Source organism: Flagellimonas sp. L-11, from assembly GCF_056857735.1.
In genome coordinates, this window is sequence record NZ_JBSXNR010000066.1 from 1 (window position 1) to 17,837 (window position 17,837).

At 41.3% G+C, this 17,837-nt stretch carries 24 protein-coding genes; all 24 read right to left on the minus strand.

The features are described from left to right. Positions 1 to 130: 130 nt before the first annotated feature. The 24 genes from AC13CC_RS11605 to AC13CC_RS11720 all read right to left on the minus strand — a co-directional run bounded on the left by AC13CC_RS11605 (position 131) and on the right by AC13CC_RS11720 (position 17,049). Positions 131 to 289, minus strand: coding sequence for a hypothetical protein (locus AC13CC_RS11605; protein ID WP_482876365.1), 159 nt, complete (start codon positions 287 to 289; stop codon positions 131 to 133). A gap of 120 nt (positions 290 to 409) precedes the next feature. Further along, positions 410 to 1,186 carry a virulence RhuM family protein gene (locus tag AC13CC_RS11610; RefSeq protein ID WP_482876366.1) on the minus strand — a complete coding sequence of 259 codons (777 nt, stop codon included), beginning with the start codon at positions 1,184 to 1,186 and terminating at the stop codon, positions 410 to 412. Between the two features lie 80 nt (positions 1,187 to 1,266). Further along, positions 1,267 to 1,569, minus strand: coding sequence for a type II toxin-antitoxin system RelE/ParE family toxin (locus tag AC13CC_RS11615; protein WP_482876367.1), 303 nt, complete (start codon positions 1,567 to 1,569; stop codon positions 1,267 to 1,269). After that, entirely contained in the window at positions 1,556 to 1,807 is a 252-nt protein-coding gene (locus AC13CC_RS11620; RefSeq protein WP_119607909.1) for a type II toxin-antitoxin system ParD family antitoxin, read from the minus strand. Before AC13CC_RS11620 ends, AC13CC_RS11615 begins: the two co-directional genes overlap by 14 nt. A gap of 75 nt (positions 1,808 to 1,882) precedes the next feature. After that, complete coding sequence (locus tag AC13CC_RS11625; RefSeq protein ID WP_482876368.1) at positions 1,883 to 2,329, minus strand: hypothetical protein; 447 nt, start codon at positions 2,327 to 2,329, stop codon at positions 1,883 to 1,885. After that, positions 2,305 to 2,781 (minus strand): SRPBCC family protein, encoded by a 477-nt coding sequence (locus tag AC13CC_RS11630; RefSeq protein ID WP_482876369.1) that lies wholly within the window; start codon positions 2,779 to 2,781, stop codon positions 2,305 to 2,307. The genes AC13CC_RS11625 and AC13CC_RS11630 overlap by 25 nt, the downstream gene beginning before the upstream one ends. Before the next feature lie 11 nt (positions 2,782 to 2,792). Further along, positions 2,793 to 3,665 (minus strand): hypothetical protein, encoded by an 873-nt coding sequence (locus tag AC13CC_RS11635; protein ID WP_482876370.1) that lies wholly within the window; start codon positions 3,663 to 3,665, stop codon positions 2,793 to 2,795. Between the two features lie 16 nt (positions 3,666 to 3,681). After that, positions 3,682 to 4,383, minus strand: a complete 702-nt coding sequence (locus AC13CC_RS11640) for a hypothetical protein (protein ID WP_482876371.1) — start codon at positions 4,381 to 4,383, stop codon at positions 3,682 to 3,684. Positions 4,384 to 4,446: 63 nt separating this feature from the next. Then, complete coding sequence (locus AC13CC_RS11645) at positions 4,447 to 4,737, minus strand: type II toxin-antitoxin system RelE/ParE family toxin (protein WP_151890667.1); 291 nt, start codon at positions 4,735 to 4,737, stop codon at positions 4,447 to 4,449. Then, positions 4,730 to 4,891 (minus strand): hypothetical protein, encoded by a 162-nt coding sequence (locus tag AC13CC_RS11650; RefSeq protein ID WP_482876372.1) that lies wholly within the window; start codon positions 4,889 to 4,891, stop codon positions 4,730 to 4,732. The genes AC13CC_RS11645 and AC13CC_RS11650 overlap by 8 nt, the downstream gene beginning before the upstream one ends. Positions 4,892 to 5,120: 229 nt before the next feature. Next, a complete protein-coding gene (locus AC13CC_RS11655; protein WP_482876373.1) occupies positions 5,121 to 7,526 on the minus strand; it encodes a TonB-dependent receptor in 2,406 nt (801 codons plus the stop codon). A 62-nt stretch (positions 7,527 to 7,588) separates the two neighbouring features. Continuing rightward, the gene (locus tag AC13CC_RS11660; RefSeq protein ID WP_482876375.1) at positions 7,589 to 7,885 is read right to left on the minus strand and encodes a hypothetical protein; all 297 of its coding nucleotides are present in this window, start codon (positions 7,883 to 7,885) and stop codon (positions 7,589 to 7,591) included. Then, a complete protein-coding gene (locus AC13CC_RS11665; protein WP_482878272.1) occupies positions 7,878 to 8,114 on the minus strand; it encodes a hypothetical protein in 237 nt (78 codons plus the stop codon). Before AC13CC_RS11665 ends, AC13CC_RS11660 begins: the two co-directional genes overlap by 8 nt. A gap of 88 nt (positions 8,115 to 8,202) precedes the next feature. Next, on the minus strand, positions 8,203 to 8,514 hold the full coding sequence (locus AC13CC_RS11670) for a hypothetical protein (protein WP_482876379.1): 312 nt from the start codon (positions 8,512 to 8,514) through the stop codon (positions 8,203 to 8,205). A 97-nt stretch (positions 8,515 to 8,611) separates the two neighbouring features. Beyond that, entirely contained in the window at positions 8,612 to 8,929 is a 318-nt protein-coding gene (locus tag AC13CC_RS11675) for a hypothetical protein (protein ID WP_482876380.1), read from the minus strand. 99 nt (positions 8,930 to 9,028) lie between these two features. Beyond that, on the minus strand, positions 9,029 to 10,621 hold the full coding sequence (locus AC13CC_RS11680; protein WP_482878273.1) for a type IV secretory system conjugative DNA transfer family protein: 1,593 nt from the start codon (positions 10,619 to 10,621) through the stop codon (positions 9,029 to 9,031). A 1-nt stretch (position 10,622) separates the two neighbouring features. Then, positions 10,623 to 11,651 (minus strand): MobB family relaxase, encoded by a 1,029-nt coding sequence (gene mobB, locus AC13CC_RS11685; RefSeq protein WP_482876381.1) that lies wholly within the window; start codon positions 11,649 to 11,651, stop codon positions 10,623 to 10,625. A gap of 2 nt (positions 11,652 to 11,653) precedes the next feature. Further along, positions 11,654 to 12,217 carry a BfmA/BtgA family mobilization protein gene (locus AC13CC_RS11690; RefSeq protein WP_482876382.1) on the minus strand — a complete coding sequence of 188 codons (564 nt, stop codon included), beginning with the start codon at positions 12,215 to 12,217 and terminating at the stop codon, positions 11,654 to 11,656. Between the two features lie 356 nt (positions 12,218 to 12,573). Then, complete coding sequence (locus tag AC13CC_RS11695; protein WP_482876433.1) at positions 12,574 to 12,687, minus strand: JAB domain-containing protein; 114 nt, start codon at positions 12,685 to 12,687, stop codon at positions 12,574 to 12,576. A 165-nt stretch (positions 12,688 to 12,852) separates the two neighbouring features. After that, positions 12,853 to 13,866 (minus strand): site-specific integrase, encoded by a 1,014-nt coding sequence (locus AC13CC_RS11700; RefSeq protein WP_482876383.1) that lies wholly within the window; start codon positions 13,864 to 13,866, stop codon positions 12,853 to 12,855. Beyond that, on the minus strand, positions 13,853 to 14,821 hold the full coding sequence (locus AC13CC_RS11705; RefSeq protein WP_482876384.1) for a tyrosine-type recombinase/integrase: 969 nt from the start codon (positions 14,819 to 14,821) through the stop codon (positions 13,853 to 13,855). The genes AC13CC_RS11700 and AC13CC_RS11705 overlap by 14 nt, the downstream gene beginning before the upstream one ends. Then, positions 14,814 to 16,091 carry a site-specific integrase gene (locus AC13CC_RS11710; protein ID WP_482876385.1) on the minus strand — a complete coding sequence of 426 codons (1,278 nt, stop codon included), beginning with the start codon at positions 16,089 to 16,091 and terminating at the stop codon, positions 14,814 to 14,816. Before AC13CC_RS11710 ends, AC13CC_RS11705 begins: the two co-directional genes overlap by 8 nt. Positions 16,092 to 16,225: 134 nt before the next feature. Beyond that, entirely contained in the window at positions 16,226 to 16,540 is a 315-nt protein-coding gene (locus AC13CC_RS11715) for a JAB domain-containing protein (protein ID WP_482876386.1), read from the minus strand. Between the two features lie 83 nt (positions 16,541 to 16,623). Further along, positions 16,624 to 17,049, minus strand: coding sequence for a single-stranded DNA-binding protein (locus tag AC13CC_RS11720; protein WP_482876387.1), 426 nt, complete (start codon positions 17,047 to 17,049; stop codon positions 16,624 to 16,626). Positions 17,050 to 17,837 lie beyond the last annotated feature (788 nt).

Genomic DNA, 17,837 nt, shown 5'->3' on the forward strand with positions numbered 1-17,837 from the left:
GTAATAGTTCGCGTACTTCTCTCATACCTATCGGATTGTTGGCCATTATCCCTTCCTTTAAAAGTTAATGGCTCTAAGATGGGAAAAGTGTCCGTTTTGCCCCGGAACAGCTGTCCGCTTTGAAACGGAATCACTGTCCGCCTTGCCGCGGAACGGGTGTCCGTTTTATTCCGGAATCACTGTCCGCTTTCCAGCGGAATGGGTGTCCGTTTTCACCGGATTGTGCACTTAAAAGACAACGCTTTTGTACTCCTATGGAAAGGCCGTATCCAAATCGACCTCCTTCCATTTGGAAACATTGCTGATGAAGATTCGAAAGTCAGCATAGAAGGGGTTGGTCTGACCAGTGTGAACATGTCAGGGTTTATGGAAGTCTATAATGTGCAAATATTTAAAATTAGACAAAAAATTAGCGGGGGCATGCCCCCGCTAATTTTCTATTTACACACTTTATGAGATAGTCCTGATAAAAATCCTTTTCGTCAAAACCCTTTGCGACTTGGGTTAAAGAGCTTTGAAAGCTTTTATCTTTTTCCTTTCCAAATACGGCACTATCAAATTCAGATTTCATTTGGTTTACTACCTCAAAGTAAGCATCTATAGATAAATAGTTGGCTTCTCTTGAGGTTAATCCTTTGGCGTCTAATTGCTCATGATCGTAATCATCTAACAAGCTTAAGCCTTTGGCATAAACTGTAAGCCATTCATTATCTTCTATTTTTTCTTCAATGGCCCTGCTCAATATTTGTATGCCTCCTTTTAGAAGCTGTACTTCTTGCTCTTTTTGGGCCAAACGTTTTTCATTTACAGCGTAGCCTTGAATTAGATATTCCTTTAGAATATTGGAAGCCCAGATTCTAAATTGTGTTCCTCTTTGAGATTTTACCCTATAACCTACAGAAATTATTACATCTAAATTGTAAATATTCACGTTGGAGGTTTGTGTCTTCCCTTCAATGGCACCATGCTGAGTGGTTGTCCGGGATTTCCGGACAACCAGTTTTTCATCCAGTTCACCTTCTTTAAAAATGTTTCTTATATGCTCCGAAATTGTACGTTTGTTTTTTTCAAATAGTTGACCCATTTGCGCCTGTGTCAACCAAACGGTATCTTGCTCAAATTGAACGTTTATATGAGTGGAACCATCATTAGCTTGGTAAATCTCTATTTGCTTATCCGTATTCATATTGTTATGAACTGATATCTCCGGTTTGAAATTATTTTTGCTTAAACACTTTCAGTAGCAAGTTATCGTTTATTTGAACTTTACTTAAGGTGTTTTGGAAAATCCATCCGACCGCCCAAAACTCTTACAATGAATATTTTCTCATTTTCCACAAAATAGAATATGACATGTGCCTTGTACCTATAGCGTAGCAACATTTTGTCCTTTACTGCCACATATCTCTTTCCGAGTTCAGGGTTGTCGCCCAAATCAGCTAAAATAGTTTTGAGTCCCTGTGCATATTTTAAAGATTGCCCCTCACCGAACTTTTTTATTGTGTATTTGGCAATGGCCTTCAAATCTGCCTTTGCCTTTGCACTAATGACAAATTTATTTTCCGGCATTGTGCTCGTTTATGGCTTCTTCCCAAATACTATCTATAGTAGCATCGGTCGGACCGCTTTCAATTCCTTCGATCAACGCTTCATTCAAATCAACGATACGTTTTCTACGCTCTTGATCCTTTCGAATTATGTCCCTGATATATTCGCTGTCGTTCGTGTAGAACCCTTGCTCGATCAAACTTTTGACAAAGGCATCTTGTTGTTCCGTAAAAGTGATAGATTTTCTAATTACCCCCATATTGAACCAATATTATTAATAATGATTCAATTTAAGCAAATAATTTGGCATAGACAACAATCGTTTATTTGAACTTTATCTATTAAGAATTGAATCTCTATAATCAATCCATTTTTGTAGATTTCTTTTGGACTTTTCAACATCAAAGAATAAAGGGCTAGAACCATCTGCCGCTCTTAATTTAAGGCTATTCAATATATTTCCGATACATGGCACCGCAAGTTCATTTCCTCTCACATGGATCACGAAACCATCGGATTCCTCAGAATCGCCCATATTAAACTCTATTGAGAATTGTCCGTTCACCAATATTCCCCAAGATGGATTTGAAAAATCCACTGTTGGTTCAACCGCTTTTATCTTATCAATTATTTCTGACCTCTTACCAATTGATTGCGGTTCAAAGTCATCGGGGATTTCTTCCAAAGACTCAAAATCTCCATAATCTTGCACGAATAAATCCCAACTCATTTTGACACTATAGTTTATTTGAAATTTTATTTCTTCAGTACTTCCTTCCACTTTTCTGATTCCGCAAACTCTTTTATCGTTTGATTGCGTTTTTCAAGCAATGTCTTCATGTATTTCTCCAAAAACAAGCTATCAGCAAGGTTTCCCAAAAACCCTAGTGGTGACTTATATTCAAAATAATCAATCATCAAGGTGCCGAAATCAGACTTTCTAAAATAATGCTGATGCCTAAAACTTTTAAAGGCCCCTTTATCCATTTCATCCACAAAAAAATCCGGTCTTTCAAATTCGACAATTTTAGAAGTCAGGGTTTGGTAGAATCCAAAATGTTTAGCTCTCCACGTTACCCATTCACCTTTGCCAATGAGACCGGAAGTTTTGCCTTTTATTGCTTCTTCTTTTGTCTGTTCAGTTGAAATTTTATGCAAATCAATGCTTCTGGACAAATCAAAAACGATTTCTTTATCGGCTTTAATTTCAGTTTTCAATTCAATCTTCGGCATTGTTCATTAGTTTAGATTTCCTTGGGCCTAATGGTTTCTATACTGTACTCAAAACGCAAAACCCTTAAATTCCATAAAGTTAGCGTTTGTATAGCAGTTATTTTTCCATTTTCGCCAGTTACGACCAGTTTATCTTTAAATGATTTGGTGAATTTAGCCCATAGTTCTCCTTTGGAATCTTCTAGCAAAAAGTAAAATCCACTATCGCCAATTTGTTGTCCGGAGGATTCCAAGATTAGGTCACCTTTCTCACCGACTCTAGGAGTTAAAATGACTGTTGCACTTCCATTTGGTAAAGGAAAAATTGCTTTTATGCACGCCTGACCCGAAGGGAGGGTACAAGTTTCATATACTCCTGAATATACTACTTGTCCCGTTGCCTTAAATGATCTAAGCCAGATTGTCCGTTTTGGTTCATTCGTTTTTTTATCGAGCAAATGGATTATTTCGCTTTTCAATCCTTTAGAATCCGCAATGTTTTGAATCGGAACATTTAATTGCTCTATTCTTTTACTGAAAATCAATCTCAGTAGAACACCAAAAATTTTGAAGAACGGATTCCACTTAACTTTTAATCGAAGGTCATAATTGGATGTGTTTTCATAAAAATCAATTACACTTTGGGATAGGGATGCCAATTCGTTTTCAGGTATATTAAGTTGGTCTATTGATTGGATCAACCCCTTCATTTCTGTTTGGTCATCAATAATTAAATTTTCACTTTCCGCTAATTGCGTGATAAATTTGAGACCAATACCATTTGTCCCACCAAAAGGGCCGAGTAGCCATTGGTGACTAGTTCTGTCAATTCTATGGCCAAAAAGAATGACCCATTGCTGTGTGATCCAATCTTGAAAGGTTTGTTTTTTATGCGGTGTCCCCATTTATCCCTAAAATTCTTTAAGTCTTGGGAATATAATTTGATCGGCCCTTCCAAGTACCAAATTCGCCAATAGGCTTAAACCTTAGTGTGGTGAATTCAAAGTGAAAGTCCTTTCGTTCTCTTTCTTTCATTGCAGCCTTGTGTCTTTTTGGTTTTTCCACGGCACTATGTCCATGAACCATGTCGGTCATTTCTTTCTCGGTTTTCCAAATTGAAATAGTTGAAACAGTATTTGGAAACTTTACTGATGCTAAGGAAAGTGTAGTTCCTGGATGGTCTCTTACCAGTTTTTCCACGGGCCTTCCCCAATGAATAAATCGTGGTACGGAAAAAGGCTTCATTCTTGCTATGGTCACGGCAACCACGGGAGAATTTGGGCTTTCCAATTTACAGCTATGCTGCGGGATTGTGAATCCACTGAATTTCCCCCATTCCCTTATAAAGGACAATCGAACATGCCAACTTTTTGCCAAGATCTTTCCAAAACTGGTTTGCTCCAAATAATTTTGAAGTGCAATTTCATCTTCCCATTGCGCAAAAACCGCTACTTGTCCTATTAAAACTCTAGAGGTTGAAATGATGGGTGAACCCAAGGTCATTACGGTCATATATTCGGAGTGAATCAGTCCCTTGGTGTTTTTGGAAATAGGACTGGAGAATATTCCTCTTATCGCTTCAAAACAGGGAATCTCGGCCAAATGATAAGAGAATATGCTCACTTTTTATTTGTTGGATTAAAAGTTGTATCGTTTATTTATACTTTTTAATCAGATAAATATCGGTTAAAGATGTCTTTTGAAATCTCTTACTTGTCCTAAAATGCGAACAACGAATATGCCCTTTTCAGTTGGTTCGTAAAAAATTGTGTGTGCCTTATAGTTGTATCTTCTAAGTAGAGCTGCAAATTCTGAAGCACTTCGACCAAGATCGGGATTATCTGCCAGAGTTTGTAAAAATTGGTATAATTCGGTAACATAGATATGCGTCTGTGATTCACCCCAAGTTTCCAAGGTATAATCCACTATATCATCGATATCGTCATCCGCTTTGGACGATAAATAATATCTAGGCATTTCTGTTCTTTTTACGAACTATCGCAGCTTCAATAATTTCATCAACAGACCTGATTTTAGAACTTACGCCACTATCATAACCATCTTGTATGGCCGCCTTAGTGATTAGAAACTCCCTATTGCGCTCCTCATCTAATCGTATTAGATGTCGCATGTATTCACTATCGTTTGCGAAGCCACCATTCTCGATTTGTAATTTTATCCACTCTTCCTGGGCAGCAGTTATAGTTAATGATTTTCTGATTGTTGCCATAATAATAGTATTTACATACAATATACGCATTCTAACATATTATTGGCGCATATTTATTAAAAATTTGTCAAAGGGAATTATATCAGGAATGTTTTAGGTATCGTTTAGTTGAACTTTAATGATTAAAAAACTAATTGATAATCTTAACATCGTCGTATTGAAGGCCTTCTTTGACCCTATTTTTGGAGTCGAACCTGTAGGACAGGGATATATTAAGTTGCGGAACTCTGTTCTGCAGCGTAAGTTCTCTTATAAATCCATCGCCATATGTTGTAACAATCCTTTTATTTGAATTCAACACATCACTATAATTAAGGGTCAAAGTGTACCGGTCGTTAAAAATTGTATTGCTCAGTCCCAGATTCATATAGTAAATACCCTTTCGTCTATACTGCCCTGTTTCAATGGGACCCCTGTAATTGTTCTGCCATTGCAGTTTCAAGGACTTTAACAAGTTGAACGTATGGTTGAACCGTCCGTAAAACAACATTCCTTCCCCGTTGAAACTTGCTCCCCTGACGTTGCCAACTTGCTTAAAACCATTGAAAGTGGTTTCGAGATATATATTCCACCAGTTGGTTGGTTTGTGTACAATGCTCAACTCTAAACCATAGGCGGTATAATTGCCGATGTTTGCGATGGTGGATGCAAAAACCTCTCGGGTTTCGGAGCCCACGGTTATGGTTCTTTTCTCCACAAAAAACTCCATTTCATTCTTGGTATCCCTTAGGTACAGGGTTGGAATGATTTGGAATTTTTCAAAAATTTTCCCCGAAAAAGCCAGTTCCACACTACTTATATATCTGGGGTCGATGTCCGGGTTTCCCACAAAAATATTACGCCTATCCGTGTAGCTTGAAAAGGGCACCACCAATTTGTAGTAAGGTCTTCCGATGCGTCGAGACAGACTCAAATTGAAGGTTGCGTTCCCCTTGCCAGGTTTATAATTGAAAAATGCCGAAGGAAACAAGTCCGTGTAATTTTTCTTTTGTTGAAAATCCGTGGCATTTGCCTTGATAAGGATATCCGTAGTTTCAGATCTCAACCCAAGTTTGAAGGAAAATGTTTTCCAAGACTGAGTGTATTGAGCGTAAAATGCATGTACGTTCTCCCGATATTCACTATCGTTCGTGAACTCCGGTATGTCAACGATTCCCGTATCGGTATCTGTACTGACTTCATAGTCGTTTTTTGTGGAACCCAAAGTGGACAAATATCCAAGTTCCAATTTGGAGTCTTTTTGAAAGGGTAAGCTATAATCTGTCGAAACTAAAAATTGCTGTCGGTTTTCCGCATTGGAGCTAAGATCAAACCCGATGTTGTTTGAATCGGGAAATAGGGTGTTCTCTAAAATTTGGGCATTATCATCATTTTGGGCCAACTCGCCACTGAAGCCCACTTCCAATTTTTGTCCCAACGTATCCAGTTGAATAATATAATCCGTTCTTCCCTGAAAAAAACTTCCTTTTTGATCCTCCTCCTCGGCCCGGTTGACAACGGAGGTTAATGTTCTATCATTAAAGTCTTCGTAATTGGTGGTGTTTTCGTTGCTTGCCTTTACCCTTCGATAGGTCACACTTCCCGATAGCGTTTGTTTTTCACCAAGGCTTTTACTACCACCAACATTCAACAAAACATATAGCTGCTTGCGCAAGCGTTCAGATCTTTGTTCGGTACTGTCTGGGTCAGCCAAAAAGTCATTCAAGGATATCCAACTCTTGCCCAGCGGTTCAGAATATCCAATGCCCGCATTGGTGAACCAAGAGCCGGTTTTGGTGGCGCCGTTCAAATTAACATTGGAACCTAGGTTAAATCGGTGCCCCGTAAAAATCTCGGCACTTCCATTTAGTTTCCTTACGGTTCCCTTTTTAAGAATGATGTTGATGATTCCGGCAGCACCTTCGGCCGTAAACTTTGCTGATGGGTTGGTGATCACTTCCACTTTGGCAATACTGCTGGCAGGTATGGCCCGAAGAAATTCGGCACTGCTGGCGAAACCACTGGGTTTTCCATCCAAAAGGATGAGCACATTGGCATTGCCCCTCAAACTCAAATTCCCACTGCCGTCAACTTGGACGGAGGGTACATTCTGCATCACATCCACCAGTGTACCTCCCTTGGAAAGCAAGTCTTTTGAAACATCGTACTCCTTTTTGTCAAGTCCCAGTTTTACTGCGGAAGTGGTGTTCCTGACCACGACCTCATCCAGTTGGGTTTCAGATTCGATGACAAGTTTCCCCAAATCCATTGTATCCTTACTGTTGGAAAGGTCAAAACCAAACGTTTTGGAAACCAGTCCCACAACGGATACTTGGACAGAATAATTATCTTTCTTCAATGTCAACGAAAAGCTGCCATCCTCAAGACCCAAGGTTCCATAGGTGGTCATAGAATCATTGATTTTAGTGAAGACTATACTGGCAAAGGAAACTTCGATCCCAGAATTGTCAACCACTTTTCCGGAAACGGCCACCGTTTGGGAAAACAAATTCCAAGATAAGAAGAGAAAATAAAAAGTGAATAAATACAATCTCATTTAAAAAATTGGCTTTTACCTAAAATGTGAAAGGGGCTTATAGGTCATAAATTATTTGAACTTTAGCCATGCGGATTGAGCTGTCTATTATCTTTCATAGCAATGACAGTAACCTTATCTTCTTTAAAAATATAATAGATAGTGGTATTTTTATGGATTACAGCTCGTCTTAAAGATTTCTTTTTTTGTGATTCCGGATAAAGAGTTGGAAAATTGGATACTGTATTCTCAAATTGCTTCAAAAGTTCCTCAAAACTTACTATTTCCTTTTTGTTGAACTTTCTTTTTAGATATGCTTTAATTTCCAATGCGTTGGATAATGACCTTTCGGTCCAATGTACTTCATACAAATCATCCATTGGCCAGGCCGTTCCAAAAGTCTTTTGAGCTCATCGTCAGACCCTTTTCAAAGTCTCTTATCCCTGAAAGAATATTTACCCTGTCACTTTCTGTGAGTTCGTCCCACCAGTCACCTGACTTTCCTTCACTCGAAAGTTTTACTGAATTCAAAAGCCCTAGGATTGTATCATCCTTCAAGGATTCTATCCAACCTACTAGTTCTTTTTTAGTGGATTTTGACTCTGACATGTTCATTGAAATAGCTTTGTGATATAAATTTACAAAAATGATGCTAGATAGCAGATAAAATCCTTTCTGTGAATCGTTTATTTGAATTTTACTTTTTATTTAGCTTCCTGATTTTGTTGGCAATTTTTTCGATTCCTTTTTTCTCTCCAGTCTCAATATATCGGGAGGCAATTGTTTTACATGAACTACACCATCCTTTTAAAATAACATCATTTAGGTCGTTAAGGTAACTTTTGTATTTGATTAACTTTCTGTTTTGAGCACCACAATCACAGAAAATTGAATTAACCGCAATTTCAATATCATCTTTCCATGATTGACCAAACATCAATTGAAGTTGAAGCGGACCTATTTCGATTTCATCTTCATGAATAATATGTTTAGTCCTTTTTTTAGCCACTTTTCAATCGTTTATTTGAACTTTAGTTATATCGGACATAAATTGGTCCATTTGGGTAATTTAACTCTACCAAGTAATCTTCTTCAGTGTAAGGTCCTTACCATTTGCGATATTTTCTATTTCTAAAATCATAAATGTTGATAATCAAGTAATTTGAATCTAAAAGATTTTTTGATAAGATTGCTTTGAATCTCTTGATGTCTAAATTTTGGCCTTTGGAAGTGTAATAATCAAATTGAAAGTCAAATGAACCAATAGTATCATTAGTGATTAGCTCCCAAGCATTTTGACTCATAGTCAATTTTCCAGGCACATAATCCACTCCAAAAGATTTTTTCGTTTCACCTTGATTAATTGTGATGCTTGGACGTCCGATTCCAGAAACAACTAATTCATTATTGACCTGAATAATCACATTTCACTATAAAAGTTCAATAAAACGGTGGTCAAAAAACTCGCTTGATGAAACAATTTTAATGTAATTCGAGTTGAAATCAATAATTTTCCATTGTTGTCACAACAGTTTCATTGACCGTACCTCGCTATGAATTCGGTCAAAATTTAATTTTAATTCTTGAGGTGTTTTTGGTTCAGGTTGGGGTAAGTTCCGTGCAATCCTCGGATTCTTGAACCGTATTTTTTTATCTATCCCATCAAAAAACGCCACAAATTCTCCCTGCCTCAATCCATAGAAAGCATCTGCCCGGGTCTTGGCCACTTCCCGTTCGCTTTGGGTCACCCGGGTATCAAAATTGAGGTTGTACCCTTTGTTAACACTCTTAGACTGCTTCTTTACAATCTCAAAAAAGCGTTCATAGTATTTGGCCGTGTCCGGGTCATTGGCCTTGCCAAAGAATTGATAAGAGAGATTGCTCAATATTGCCTTACTGGCCTTGTCCCCGTAGAGCATATCATTTTGGATCTTGTCCTGGAGCACATAGACCGTTGCTATATCGTAGCTCCGCAGTGTGGCCGGTATCCGATGCATATTCAATAGGCGTATGGTGGAAGCCTCTTCGATAAGAAAAAAAGAGGGCAGACGGTTCCGCTCGCTCATCTGTTTGGAAATCGTATGAATGATTGTAGCTATTACGGGAGACAGTGAGGTTTCCTTTTTAGGGTTGTTCACTATGGAAATGACCGAGGGGTTTTGGGGATTATTGATATCCAGAGACACCTCATCTGCAGAGAGGACCATAAATATTTTCCGGGTACTGATTTTCTTGAAGGCATTGGCGAGGGTACTTTTCACCCCTGCGGTCTGCCTATCGGAATCCACCCCACTGATAAAAGCATCGGCCATGGCCTTGGAAGTCAGTTCGGCACTTAAGAAACGCACCAACTGTTCCGTATCGAGGTGTTGGTAGAGTGCTATCATATGGGGAATAGTACAGTAGTCTGGAAAGTCCTCTTTCAAGCGCCAGATCAACCCTCCTATCAATCCCTCAACGGCATCCTGAAAAAAACGTGAGGTGCCACTGCTACCACTTTCCTTGAGTTCCAAGAGGTTTTCCAAAAGCACCCGGGAGATTTCATGGACACTTTCCTCATCGGGCAAATAATGGGGCGCAATGGGATTGACCCGATGGTAAATGGGATCAAAGGAAACGATATGGAATTTCCGATCGGTTCCTTTAAAGAGCGGGTAGGCCATTTCCGTGATCTCAAAGTTTTTGTAATCGTGCATGACCCCACAAAAGCGATGGGTCGCAAAATGTCTAAAGAGGTTGTGGACGATGCTTTCGGTCTTTCCGCTGCCCGCTGCCCCGATAATGGAAATGCCCCTTCGGATATTGGCCAAAACCAACTTGGTTCCCTTGGTCTGCAACACCAATCGATATTTTTTGTCAATGGTTTTGACTTCTTTGTTCGGGATAAAAACATAATACAAGAGGTTTACAAACCCCCAAGGCAACAACACATAAAGTACGGCCCTTAAAAAAGTAGCAGTATCCAAATAGAAGAAAAAAGCGGTTCCCATTCCTAAGAGCAGGGTCCATGACCCAACAAACCCGTAACGGAAGTACTTGACCAAAAGGAAAGAAATCAAGCTTCCCAATGGAAGTACCAGCAAAACAATATGTTCAATGGAAGCAGTCAACATCATTTTAGATTTCAATGCCCCCTGATCGGACGGCCCGTTCGACACCTTGTTTGAGTTTCATCAGGATCTTATAGGCCAACTGCACCTTGTTGGTGGGGATGTTGGGGATAGCGACTCCCCCTTTGCGCAACAGTTGGAGGGCCAGTTGCTTTTCGTTGTTTGGCAATCCCATCAAAAGGACCACGAACTTTTTTGGATCCTGTCGGTATAGCTTTTTCGTACCATATTTTTCCATGAAGTTTCGGTCATAGGCGAACATGCGGTCAAAGGTCTTTTCCGCAGATTGGTAGAATTGATCCCGATGGAAGCCCTGTTTGACCTTTTTGCCCTGGAGGATGGTTTCGGAGGCCTTGAACTTGCTCCCAGGGGATAGGCTATGGGTATTGGTCATATCCTTTCGGCTGACGATGATATGGATATGGGACTGCGCTCCTTCCTTTTTCATCCCTTCTACGATCATTTGGCCATTGATCTTATGGGGAGCCTCATGGGTCAAGCGATGGATTTCCTGTTTAACGGTGTTTAGGTCTCCTTGGATTTCACCCCGTTCCATCTTTGTCAGGTCATTACGAAGTTTGGCAATCTGTTTGCGGTACGGGGCATTTTCCAGCACTTGCTTTTCAAAGCCACGAAAGCTGCGTTCATGTTCGATTTTCGCGTAGTATTTGATATCATCGACGGTAATCTGTCTATCCCGATAAAAGGAAACGGCATAATCCTTCATGATCTCCCGAGTGTATTTTCTAAGTGCTACCGAATCATTGTTAATCTGTTTGAGTTCCCGTTGGCTTGGGCTTACCACTATGGAATAGAATTTGGGTTCATGCTTCTTGAGTTTGGCGGTATTGTCATCGATTTCGGATATGACCTTTTCTGCGGGAATAGCATTTTCGGTTTGGTCAAAAAAGGTCCCTTGCTCCTCCGGTTCCAAATCTTGGTTCTCCTTTTCCAAATAGGCAACATAGTCCTTTACGCTACTGTGATAGATCTCGAAGCCTTTTCCGGTTTTCTGCGCTGTGATGGTAATGTACATGTTCATAGATTTTCAAGGGTACGTTTATAGTTTTCCAATTCACCTTCGGTGATATCCAAACGTAGATAGGGTTTTCCAAGAGAGGGTTTTATTAGGGTTGTGTTTTCGATTAGGTACTGGCTTTCCCTTTGGAGCATTCCCATTTTGTCCTGAAGCCGTACATAACGGATCTTGGGAACGGTAATCTCAATCGGCGGTTCCTGTTTGGAGGGTATTTGTTCCGCCCTTGGTTTTACATGCCTGATCTTTTGTTCAAGCAGGGCCTCAAGAATGGCATTGGTGGGCTTGGTCTGGGTAATCTCGATATCACGGATAATGGCAATGGAGGCCTCGGTGCGTTTGATGGAGGTTTCGATAAGTTTCCGGTTCTTGAGAACCTCTTGGAGGAAGCTTTGGCCAAGTCTATCGGAAGGCGTAAAGCCATGCCACTCAAAAAAGTCCATGACAGCCATAAGGGTTTCCGTGTGGGATTTTGCCGTTTTTTTAGAGAAACTGCGAAACCTATTGGCCACCGCACTTTTAATATTGATAGACGAAAATCGATATGTTTTTCTGTTCCGTTTCATGTTTTACAGCAATTTTTTTCAATCTTTTCAAGGGTTTCAAGACGATTTACAGCAAACAATGGATGTCGAATTTATCATCCCATCCTTGAATCCTCCAGTATCTATGGGCTTTGCACAGCAAATGGGACTTGTAGCAACGCCTTGCTATTCGTTTCCCCGCGCGCTCGGGGAAAACGCCATACCTATCCCAAGGTATAGGCCTTGACAGCTCAGGAAACACCAAAACGAAATTTTAAGATGTGGAAAGTGCTGCTTTTGAAAAAAATACAAGGAAAGCGTCCAAGGGCTGTACATCTTCAATAAAAAAGGGAACCTATGTAGTTCCCTTTGCTAAAATAGTGGTGCAGCTCCTTCAGCTACAACACCCCTTGATCGGCAAAACTAAAGTAGTCCCCGTTGGGGGCGATGATGATATGATCGAGGACCTTGACATCGAAGAGCTGGGCGGCCCGTTGGATCTTTTGGGTAATGTCCCTATCCGGTTGGCTGGCCTGTAGTTTCCCACTGGGATGGTTATGGGCATTATGGAAAGCTTTGCATAAGGCCCATTATGTAAAGTGTTTTTTTATGTAAAGTAACCCTATGAATACCCCATAAACCTTGAAGTTTTTATAAAATTACTTTACATAATAATATCAGAATCGCTTCAGCCAACCGATCAAATTTTCATTATTTGTCCAAACAGGTTCCTCATCTGGGTTGATATCCACATATGCGTTTTCCAACGCTTTACGTTTTTGTCTGGAATCGGCCCTAGCATAAATCTCTGTGGTCTGGACGGATACATGCCCCAAAATATCTCGAATATACACTAGGTTCACCCCTGCCTGCAACAGGTGCATGGCCTTGGAATGCCTAAAAGAATGGCAGCTGACCTTATCAGGGATCAATGTTTTGTCTGCTTCCCTGGCCATTTCTATATATTTTTGGATGATATGGTTGATTCCGGCACGGGTGAACCTTTCCTTTCTGCTATTGAAGAAAAGAGGGTGCACACTGGCACTGGCCTGGTCCAATCGATGCTCTTTCATGTAATTTTTAAGGTGCACGATTTGCGCATCCAGCATTGGAACAAGCCGTGCCCTGTTCCCCTTTCCGATAATTTTGATCACTGGAGGCCTTGCCAGTCTCAACCTTGAGGGCGTTAGATCAATAATTTCCTGGACCCTGGCACCGGAATCATAGATCAGTGACAGCAAGGCCAGGTCCCGCCTTCCCCTGGAGGTTGTTGTATCGGGCTGTTTCAGGAGCAACTTCATTCCTTCGATAGAAAGGTATGTTATACTTTCCTTTCGGGCCCTCTTGGACCTGATGGACAGTATCCTTTGGCTTTCGTGGAGATTGTCCAGGTTTTCGTGCTGCAAGTATTTATAAAAGGAATGGATCGCTGCCAATCTCATGTTCCTGGTGGAGTCGCTAGATTTCCGCTGTTTTTGTATCCAATCAAGGAACTCTATGATGGTCTCCTTTTTGATCTTTTCTAGTGTCAGTTTTTCTATCTTTAAGAGCTTTCTCTTTTTGATAAACTCCAATAGCAGGACGAACGTATCCCTGTATGCGGCAATGGTATTCACACTTGCCCCTCTCTCGTCGGGTAAATATCTCACCATAAAATCGGATATGTACATTGAAAAATCAGTTGGCCTCATAATTCTTGAATTTAGGGAATACGTCCAGGCACACTGCATTCATGTCATTGATCAGATTAGGGTACATGTTACTTGTCAACCTGACATAATGGTCGGTCGCTCCAATAGATTGGTGCCCTAAATAATTGGAGAGTATGGGCAGTGAGGCATAAAGATCAATCCCCGATTCTGCCATTTGGGCAAGTGAAGTAACGGCAAAGGTATGCCTAAGGTCGTGAAGTCGTGCTGAATTGGGTATTCCTGCCTTGTCCAAACATTTTTTGAACCATTTCCTAACGTCTTGCCCGCATTTTTGCCCGTTGATCTTCACAAAGAAGTAGCTGGAACCTGTTTTTCTGGATGGAAGTAAATCCCTGTATCCCAGATATTCCCGGCATACGGATACCAGTGATTGTGGGATCGGTATGATCCGCTCTTTCCCGTTCTTGGAATCCCGAACCAGTAAATAACCTTCATCTAGATGGACATCTTCATTTTTTAGGGCAATGGCTTCTCCAATCCGGATTCCGGTACAGTAAAGTAGCCTGATCAGTGCAGGCATGCAGATCAAACAGGAATCCTTGTTTACCCTGCCCAACCTTAATTCATCACAGGCCTTGAACAGTTGCCGAATCTCTTTCCCTGAATAGATGTAGGGAATGAATGTGCTCTTTGGGAAGTTCGGTAACCTAGGGATATATGATGGGGTTCCCAGTTCGCACAGGTAGGAGGAGAACTGTACAAGATGGCTTATCCTTGTATAGCGATAAAACTCGGATTCGTTGGGCCGTCTTTCGCTCCATATCCTTGTAAATTCTTTTGTAACCCCCAATTCGGTTTCCTCCCTATGGGCCGCCAAGGCATCGATCTGGGATAAAATAAACGTACCGGTTGCAAACTTAAAACCTAACCTTTTCTTTAGTTCTATGAACTGTACAATATAGGGGCCATATATACTGTTGTATTGCTTATTCATAAAAGAGCCCTCCTTTCTGCTGGTAAAAACCGATAGGGACAGGAGGCACATCGACCATACATTGTCTCATCGATTTAAGATCGATCCTAAGGTAGTACCTGGTGGATTCTGTGCTTTGGTGGCCAAGGACTTCCGAGATAACAGGAAGCGCAGTGCTTTCCTCCAGCATCCTGAACCCTAGGCTATGGCGCAGGGAATGGGCACCGAACCTCCTGCCTTTGACTTCAATCCCTGCTTTTCTATAGGCCCTTTGGACAACATGGGTAACCACCTGGCTGGTATGGAACTCTGCATAGGGTGCTTTGGCTATCAAGAATACAAACGGGGATGTCGATACTGGACGGCCATATTTCAGATAATCGATCAGCGCATTGCCAACATCGGGCAATATAGGAAGCACTAATTCCTTTCCTGTCTTGACCTGGCTTATTTCTATGGAACTTGTTCCCCAATTCAGTTCCGAGAACTTCAACCTTGAGATATCCGATGCTCTTAATCCTAATCTGGCAGCTAAAAGTATGATTGCATAGTTGCGTTTTCCCATTGGGCTGGATCTGTCTATTGATGCGATCAGCTTTTCGATTTCCTCCTTGGAATATGTGGAAGGCAATTTGGGCTGATCTACAGATCTGTATCTCGGAATTTTGCTGGAGTAATCAAAATTCGCCAACTTCTCCCGATAGGCATACTTCATAAAGCTACGAAGTGCTATGATGGTAACTTGCACCACTGTCTTTTTACGACAGTCCATTTGATTTAGATATCCGAGGATAAAGGCTTGATCGATATCCCCCATGGAGCCAATGTTGTTCTTATTGCAATATTGCAGGAAGGGGAAAAGGTTTTTCCGATAGTCATATAAGGTTGATACGGTCAATCTTTCCTTCAGTCTTTTGTGCTCCAAAAAACCAACGATCGCCCTTCCTATTGTCCCTGAAAAAACGATTGGGTCTTCTTTGCGCTGGCTCCTGGCGGGTGCCGTGATAATACCTGTACTCTTGAATTCGGTCAACATCCTGGCCCCATGGTAAAGATATCTTTCGCTTTCCGATAATTTCGGGATACTGCGGCCACCAAGCTCATTCTGAAATATTAGGGTCTCGACCCTTTTGTCATAACGTTCGATCCCGTGTCGAAACATGTAAACCTTTATCTTTTTCCAAGCCGACCTATAGCAAGCAAGGGTACTCAATGAATAAGATAGTTCAGATTGGAGATAATCTCCCGCTTTGGACATTAACTCATGGAATTCTTTGATCTGTTTGTTCATGATACAATCATTTTAAATGTGAATAATTTCCCTAAATAAATGATTGACCTTCAATTTGAACAGTATACGTGATATTTTTATGTAAAGTTATTTCCAATACTTTCTAACAATGACAGGGTTTTGGCTGCTTCACTTTACATAAAAAAACACTTTACATAATGGGCGAGCAGGATGCCCACGGAGAGCGTTTTGAGCACTACGGCGAAGAGGATGCGCAGATCTACCAAGGTTCCCGTGATCCCGCCTTGCGAGATTTGGTAGATGCCCTTGACCTTGTTGCTGTTGTTGAGCAGGACGATCTTAAAGGATTCATGTACGGCGATGGTATCGGCGTTCCATGTTTGGTAGAGCAGTTCCGCGGCATCCTTGGAGGATTTTATCTGTTTCCAAAAGGGGGCGGGTACGGGTTCTTTGTAGCGGATGCTGATTTCGTTGACTTGAGTTCCCATGATGATGGTATTAGGGTGCTGATGAAAAAAAGAGGGCGGAAGTTTTTAGCTGCCCACCCTCTTAAGGCATCGGCTCGACCGCATTAGGCAGTCTTGGCCGTTTTAGGGTTCTTGGCCTTTGAAGCCGTTTTTTGGCCTTTTCCCTTTTCGGGGATTGGCTCGGCTTCTTGGGATTCCTTGCCTCCCAAGAGCAGGATCTCGGTGGCCACAATCTCGGTCACATAGACCTTGACATCCATTTCATTGGTATAGCTTCGGGATACCAGTTTGCCCTCGATGGCGATTTCCTTGCCCTTGTGGGCATACTGTTCGATGACCTCCGCCCTTTTGTCCCAGGCCACCACGTTGTGCCACTGGGTGGACTGTACCTTTTCCCCTTGGGCGTTTTTGTAATACTCGTTGGTGGCCATGGCAAAGCGTACGGTCTTGCTGCCGCTTTCCAATACGGCCACTTTGGGGTCGTTTCCGATGTTCCCGATCAATTGGACTTTGTTTCTCAATGTACTCATGATTAAAAAATTTAAAGATTAGAATTATATGAAGCCCTATCCGTCAGGGCGTTGAAAACTGATTTACTTATTATATCCAGAGCGTTTTCCTTTTTGTTCGTTTTTAACTTTTGAAGTGCTCCCGTTTTATTGTTTTCGTATGATTTCATCGTTCTTGGTTTAAATGATTTACTTCCCATAGGGCCGTCACGTATCCTTTTTGTTGCTGATCGCGGTACAACCTCCAGGCTTGTACAAGGGCGTATAAAAAGCGAAGCGGCTTTATGCCGCCCGCAAGGCTGGATGTTGTTGTTTTGCCGTCAAAAAGGAAGCACGGACGGCTTGGACAAGGGAATCAAGAACGGGAAATACGAAAGGAATGGGAGCCACGGAAAAAACAATGGCAATACATGGAATTCAAGCTTATTTCAAACCACTATCTTATAGGTGGCCTGTAAGAAATAAGACCCTACGGAATAGTACGTACCTTAAAAAACCCAGTAGCCATAACGAGGGGTATCAAGGGATAAGGGACTAGGGGCCAGATTTTAAGAAGATAGATGGCTACGAGTCAAAAAAGCAGGTATAGTTACATGGAAATTGTGGGATTTTTGTCGACGGGCCTTTATGATTAGCTGTTGCCAAAATGCAATCCTTTCAACGAAGTCGAGAAAAACGGAAGCAAGCCTTTCGGTTTGGTACATTGCCCTTGAATCCAAGTGAGGACGAGACCCCGTCAACATGGTATCAACAAAGGATAAAAAAGGTGGCATGATGTACACAAGGGAAAAGATGGGTTTTCAACAAAA

What these genes read in the sequence shown, in the direction of transcription:
- AC13CC_RS11710 (WP_482876385.1), bottom strand. Translation starts at nt 16,091, where the DNA reads ATGAACAAACAGATCAAAGAATTCCATGAGTTAATGTCCAAAGCGGGA.
- AC13CC_RS11645 (WP_151890667.1), bottom strand. Translation starts at nt 4,737, where the DNA reads ATGCCTAGATATTATTTATCGTCCAAAGCGGATGACGATATCGATGAT.
- AC13CC_RS11655 (WP_482876373.1), bottom strand. Translation starts at nt 7,526, where the DNA reads ATGAGATTGTATTTATTCACTTTTTATTTTCTCTTCTTATCTTGGAAT.
- AC13CC_RS11665 (WP_482878272.1), bottom strand. Translation starts at nt 8,114, where the DNA reads ATGTCAGAGTCAAAATCCACTAAAAAAGAACTAGTAGGTTGGATAGAA.
- AC13CC_RS11615 (WP_482876367.1), bottom strand. Translation starts at nt 1,569, where the DNA reads ATGCCGGAAAATAAATTTGTCATTAGTGCAAAGGCAAAGGCAGATTTG.
- AC13CC_RS11660 (WP_482876375.1), bottom strand. Translation starts at nt 7,885, where the DNA reads ATGGATGATTTGTATGAAGTACATTGGACCGAAAGGTCATTATCCAAC.
- AC13CC_RS11650 (WP_482876372.1), bottom strand. Translation starts at nt 4,891, where the DNA reads ATGCGACATCTAATACGATTAGATGAGGAGCGCAATAGGGAGTTTCTA.
- AC13CC_RS11610 (WP_482876366.1), bottom strand. Translation starts at nt 1,186, where the DNA reads ATGAATACGGATAAGCAAATAGAGATTTACCAAGCTAATGATGGTTCC.
- AC13CC_RS11720 (WP_482876387.1), bottom strand. Translation starts at nt 17,049, where the DNA reads ATGAGTACATTGAGAAACAAAGTCCAATTGATCGGGAACATCGGAAAC.
- AC13CC_RS11680 (WP_482878273.1), bottom strand. Translation starts at nt 10,621, where the DNA reads ATGATGTTGACTGCTTCCATTGAACATATTGTTTTGCTGGTACTTCCA.
- AC13CC_RS11605 (WP_482876365.1), bottom strand. Translation starts at nt 289, where the DNA reads ATGGAAGGAGGTCGATTTGGATACGGCCTTTCCATAGGAGTACAAAAG.
- AC13CC_RS11715 (WP_482876386.1), bottom strand. Translation starts at nt 16,540, where the DNA reads ATGGGAACTCAAGTCAACGAAATCAGCATCCGCTACAAAGAACCCGTA.
- AC13CC_RS11700 (WP_482876383.1), bottom strand. Translation starts at nt 13,866, where the DNA reads ATGAGGCCAACTGATTTTTCAATGTACATATCCGATTTTATGGTGAGA.
- AC13CC_RS11630 (WP_482876369.1), bottom strand. Translation starts at nt 2,781, where the DNA reads ATGCCGAAGATTGAATTGAAAACTGAAATTAAAGCCGATAAAGAAATC.
- AC13CC_RS11690 (WP_482876382.1), bottom strand. Translation starts at nt 12,217, where the DNA reads ATGAAACGGAACAGAAAAACATATCGATTTTCGTCTATCAATATTAAA.
- AC13CC_RS11635 (WP_482876370.1), bottom strand. Translation starts at nt 3,665, where the DNA reads ATGGGGACACCGCATAAAAAACAAACCTTTCAAGATTGGATCACACAG.
- AC13CC_RS11705 (WP_482876384.1), bottom strand. Translation starts at nt 14,821, where the DNA reads ATGAATAAGCAATACAACAGTATATATGGCCCCTATATTGTACAGTTC.
- mobB (WP_482876381.1), bottom strand. Translation starts at nt 11,651, where the DNA reads ATGTACATTACCATCACAGCGCAGAAAACCGGAAAAGGCTTCGAGATC.
- AC13CC_RS11620 (WP_119607909.1), bottom strand. Translation starts at nt 1,807, where the DNA reads ATGGGGGTAATTAGAAAATCTATCACTTTTACGGAACAACAAGATGCC.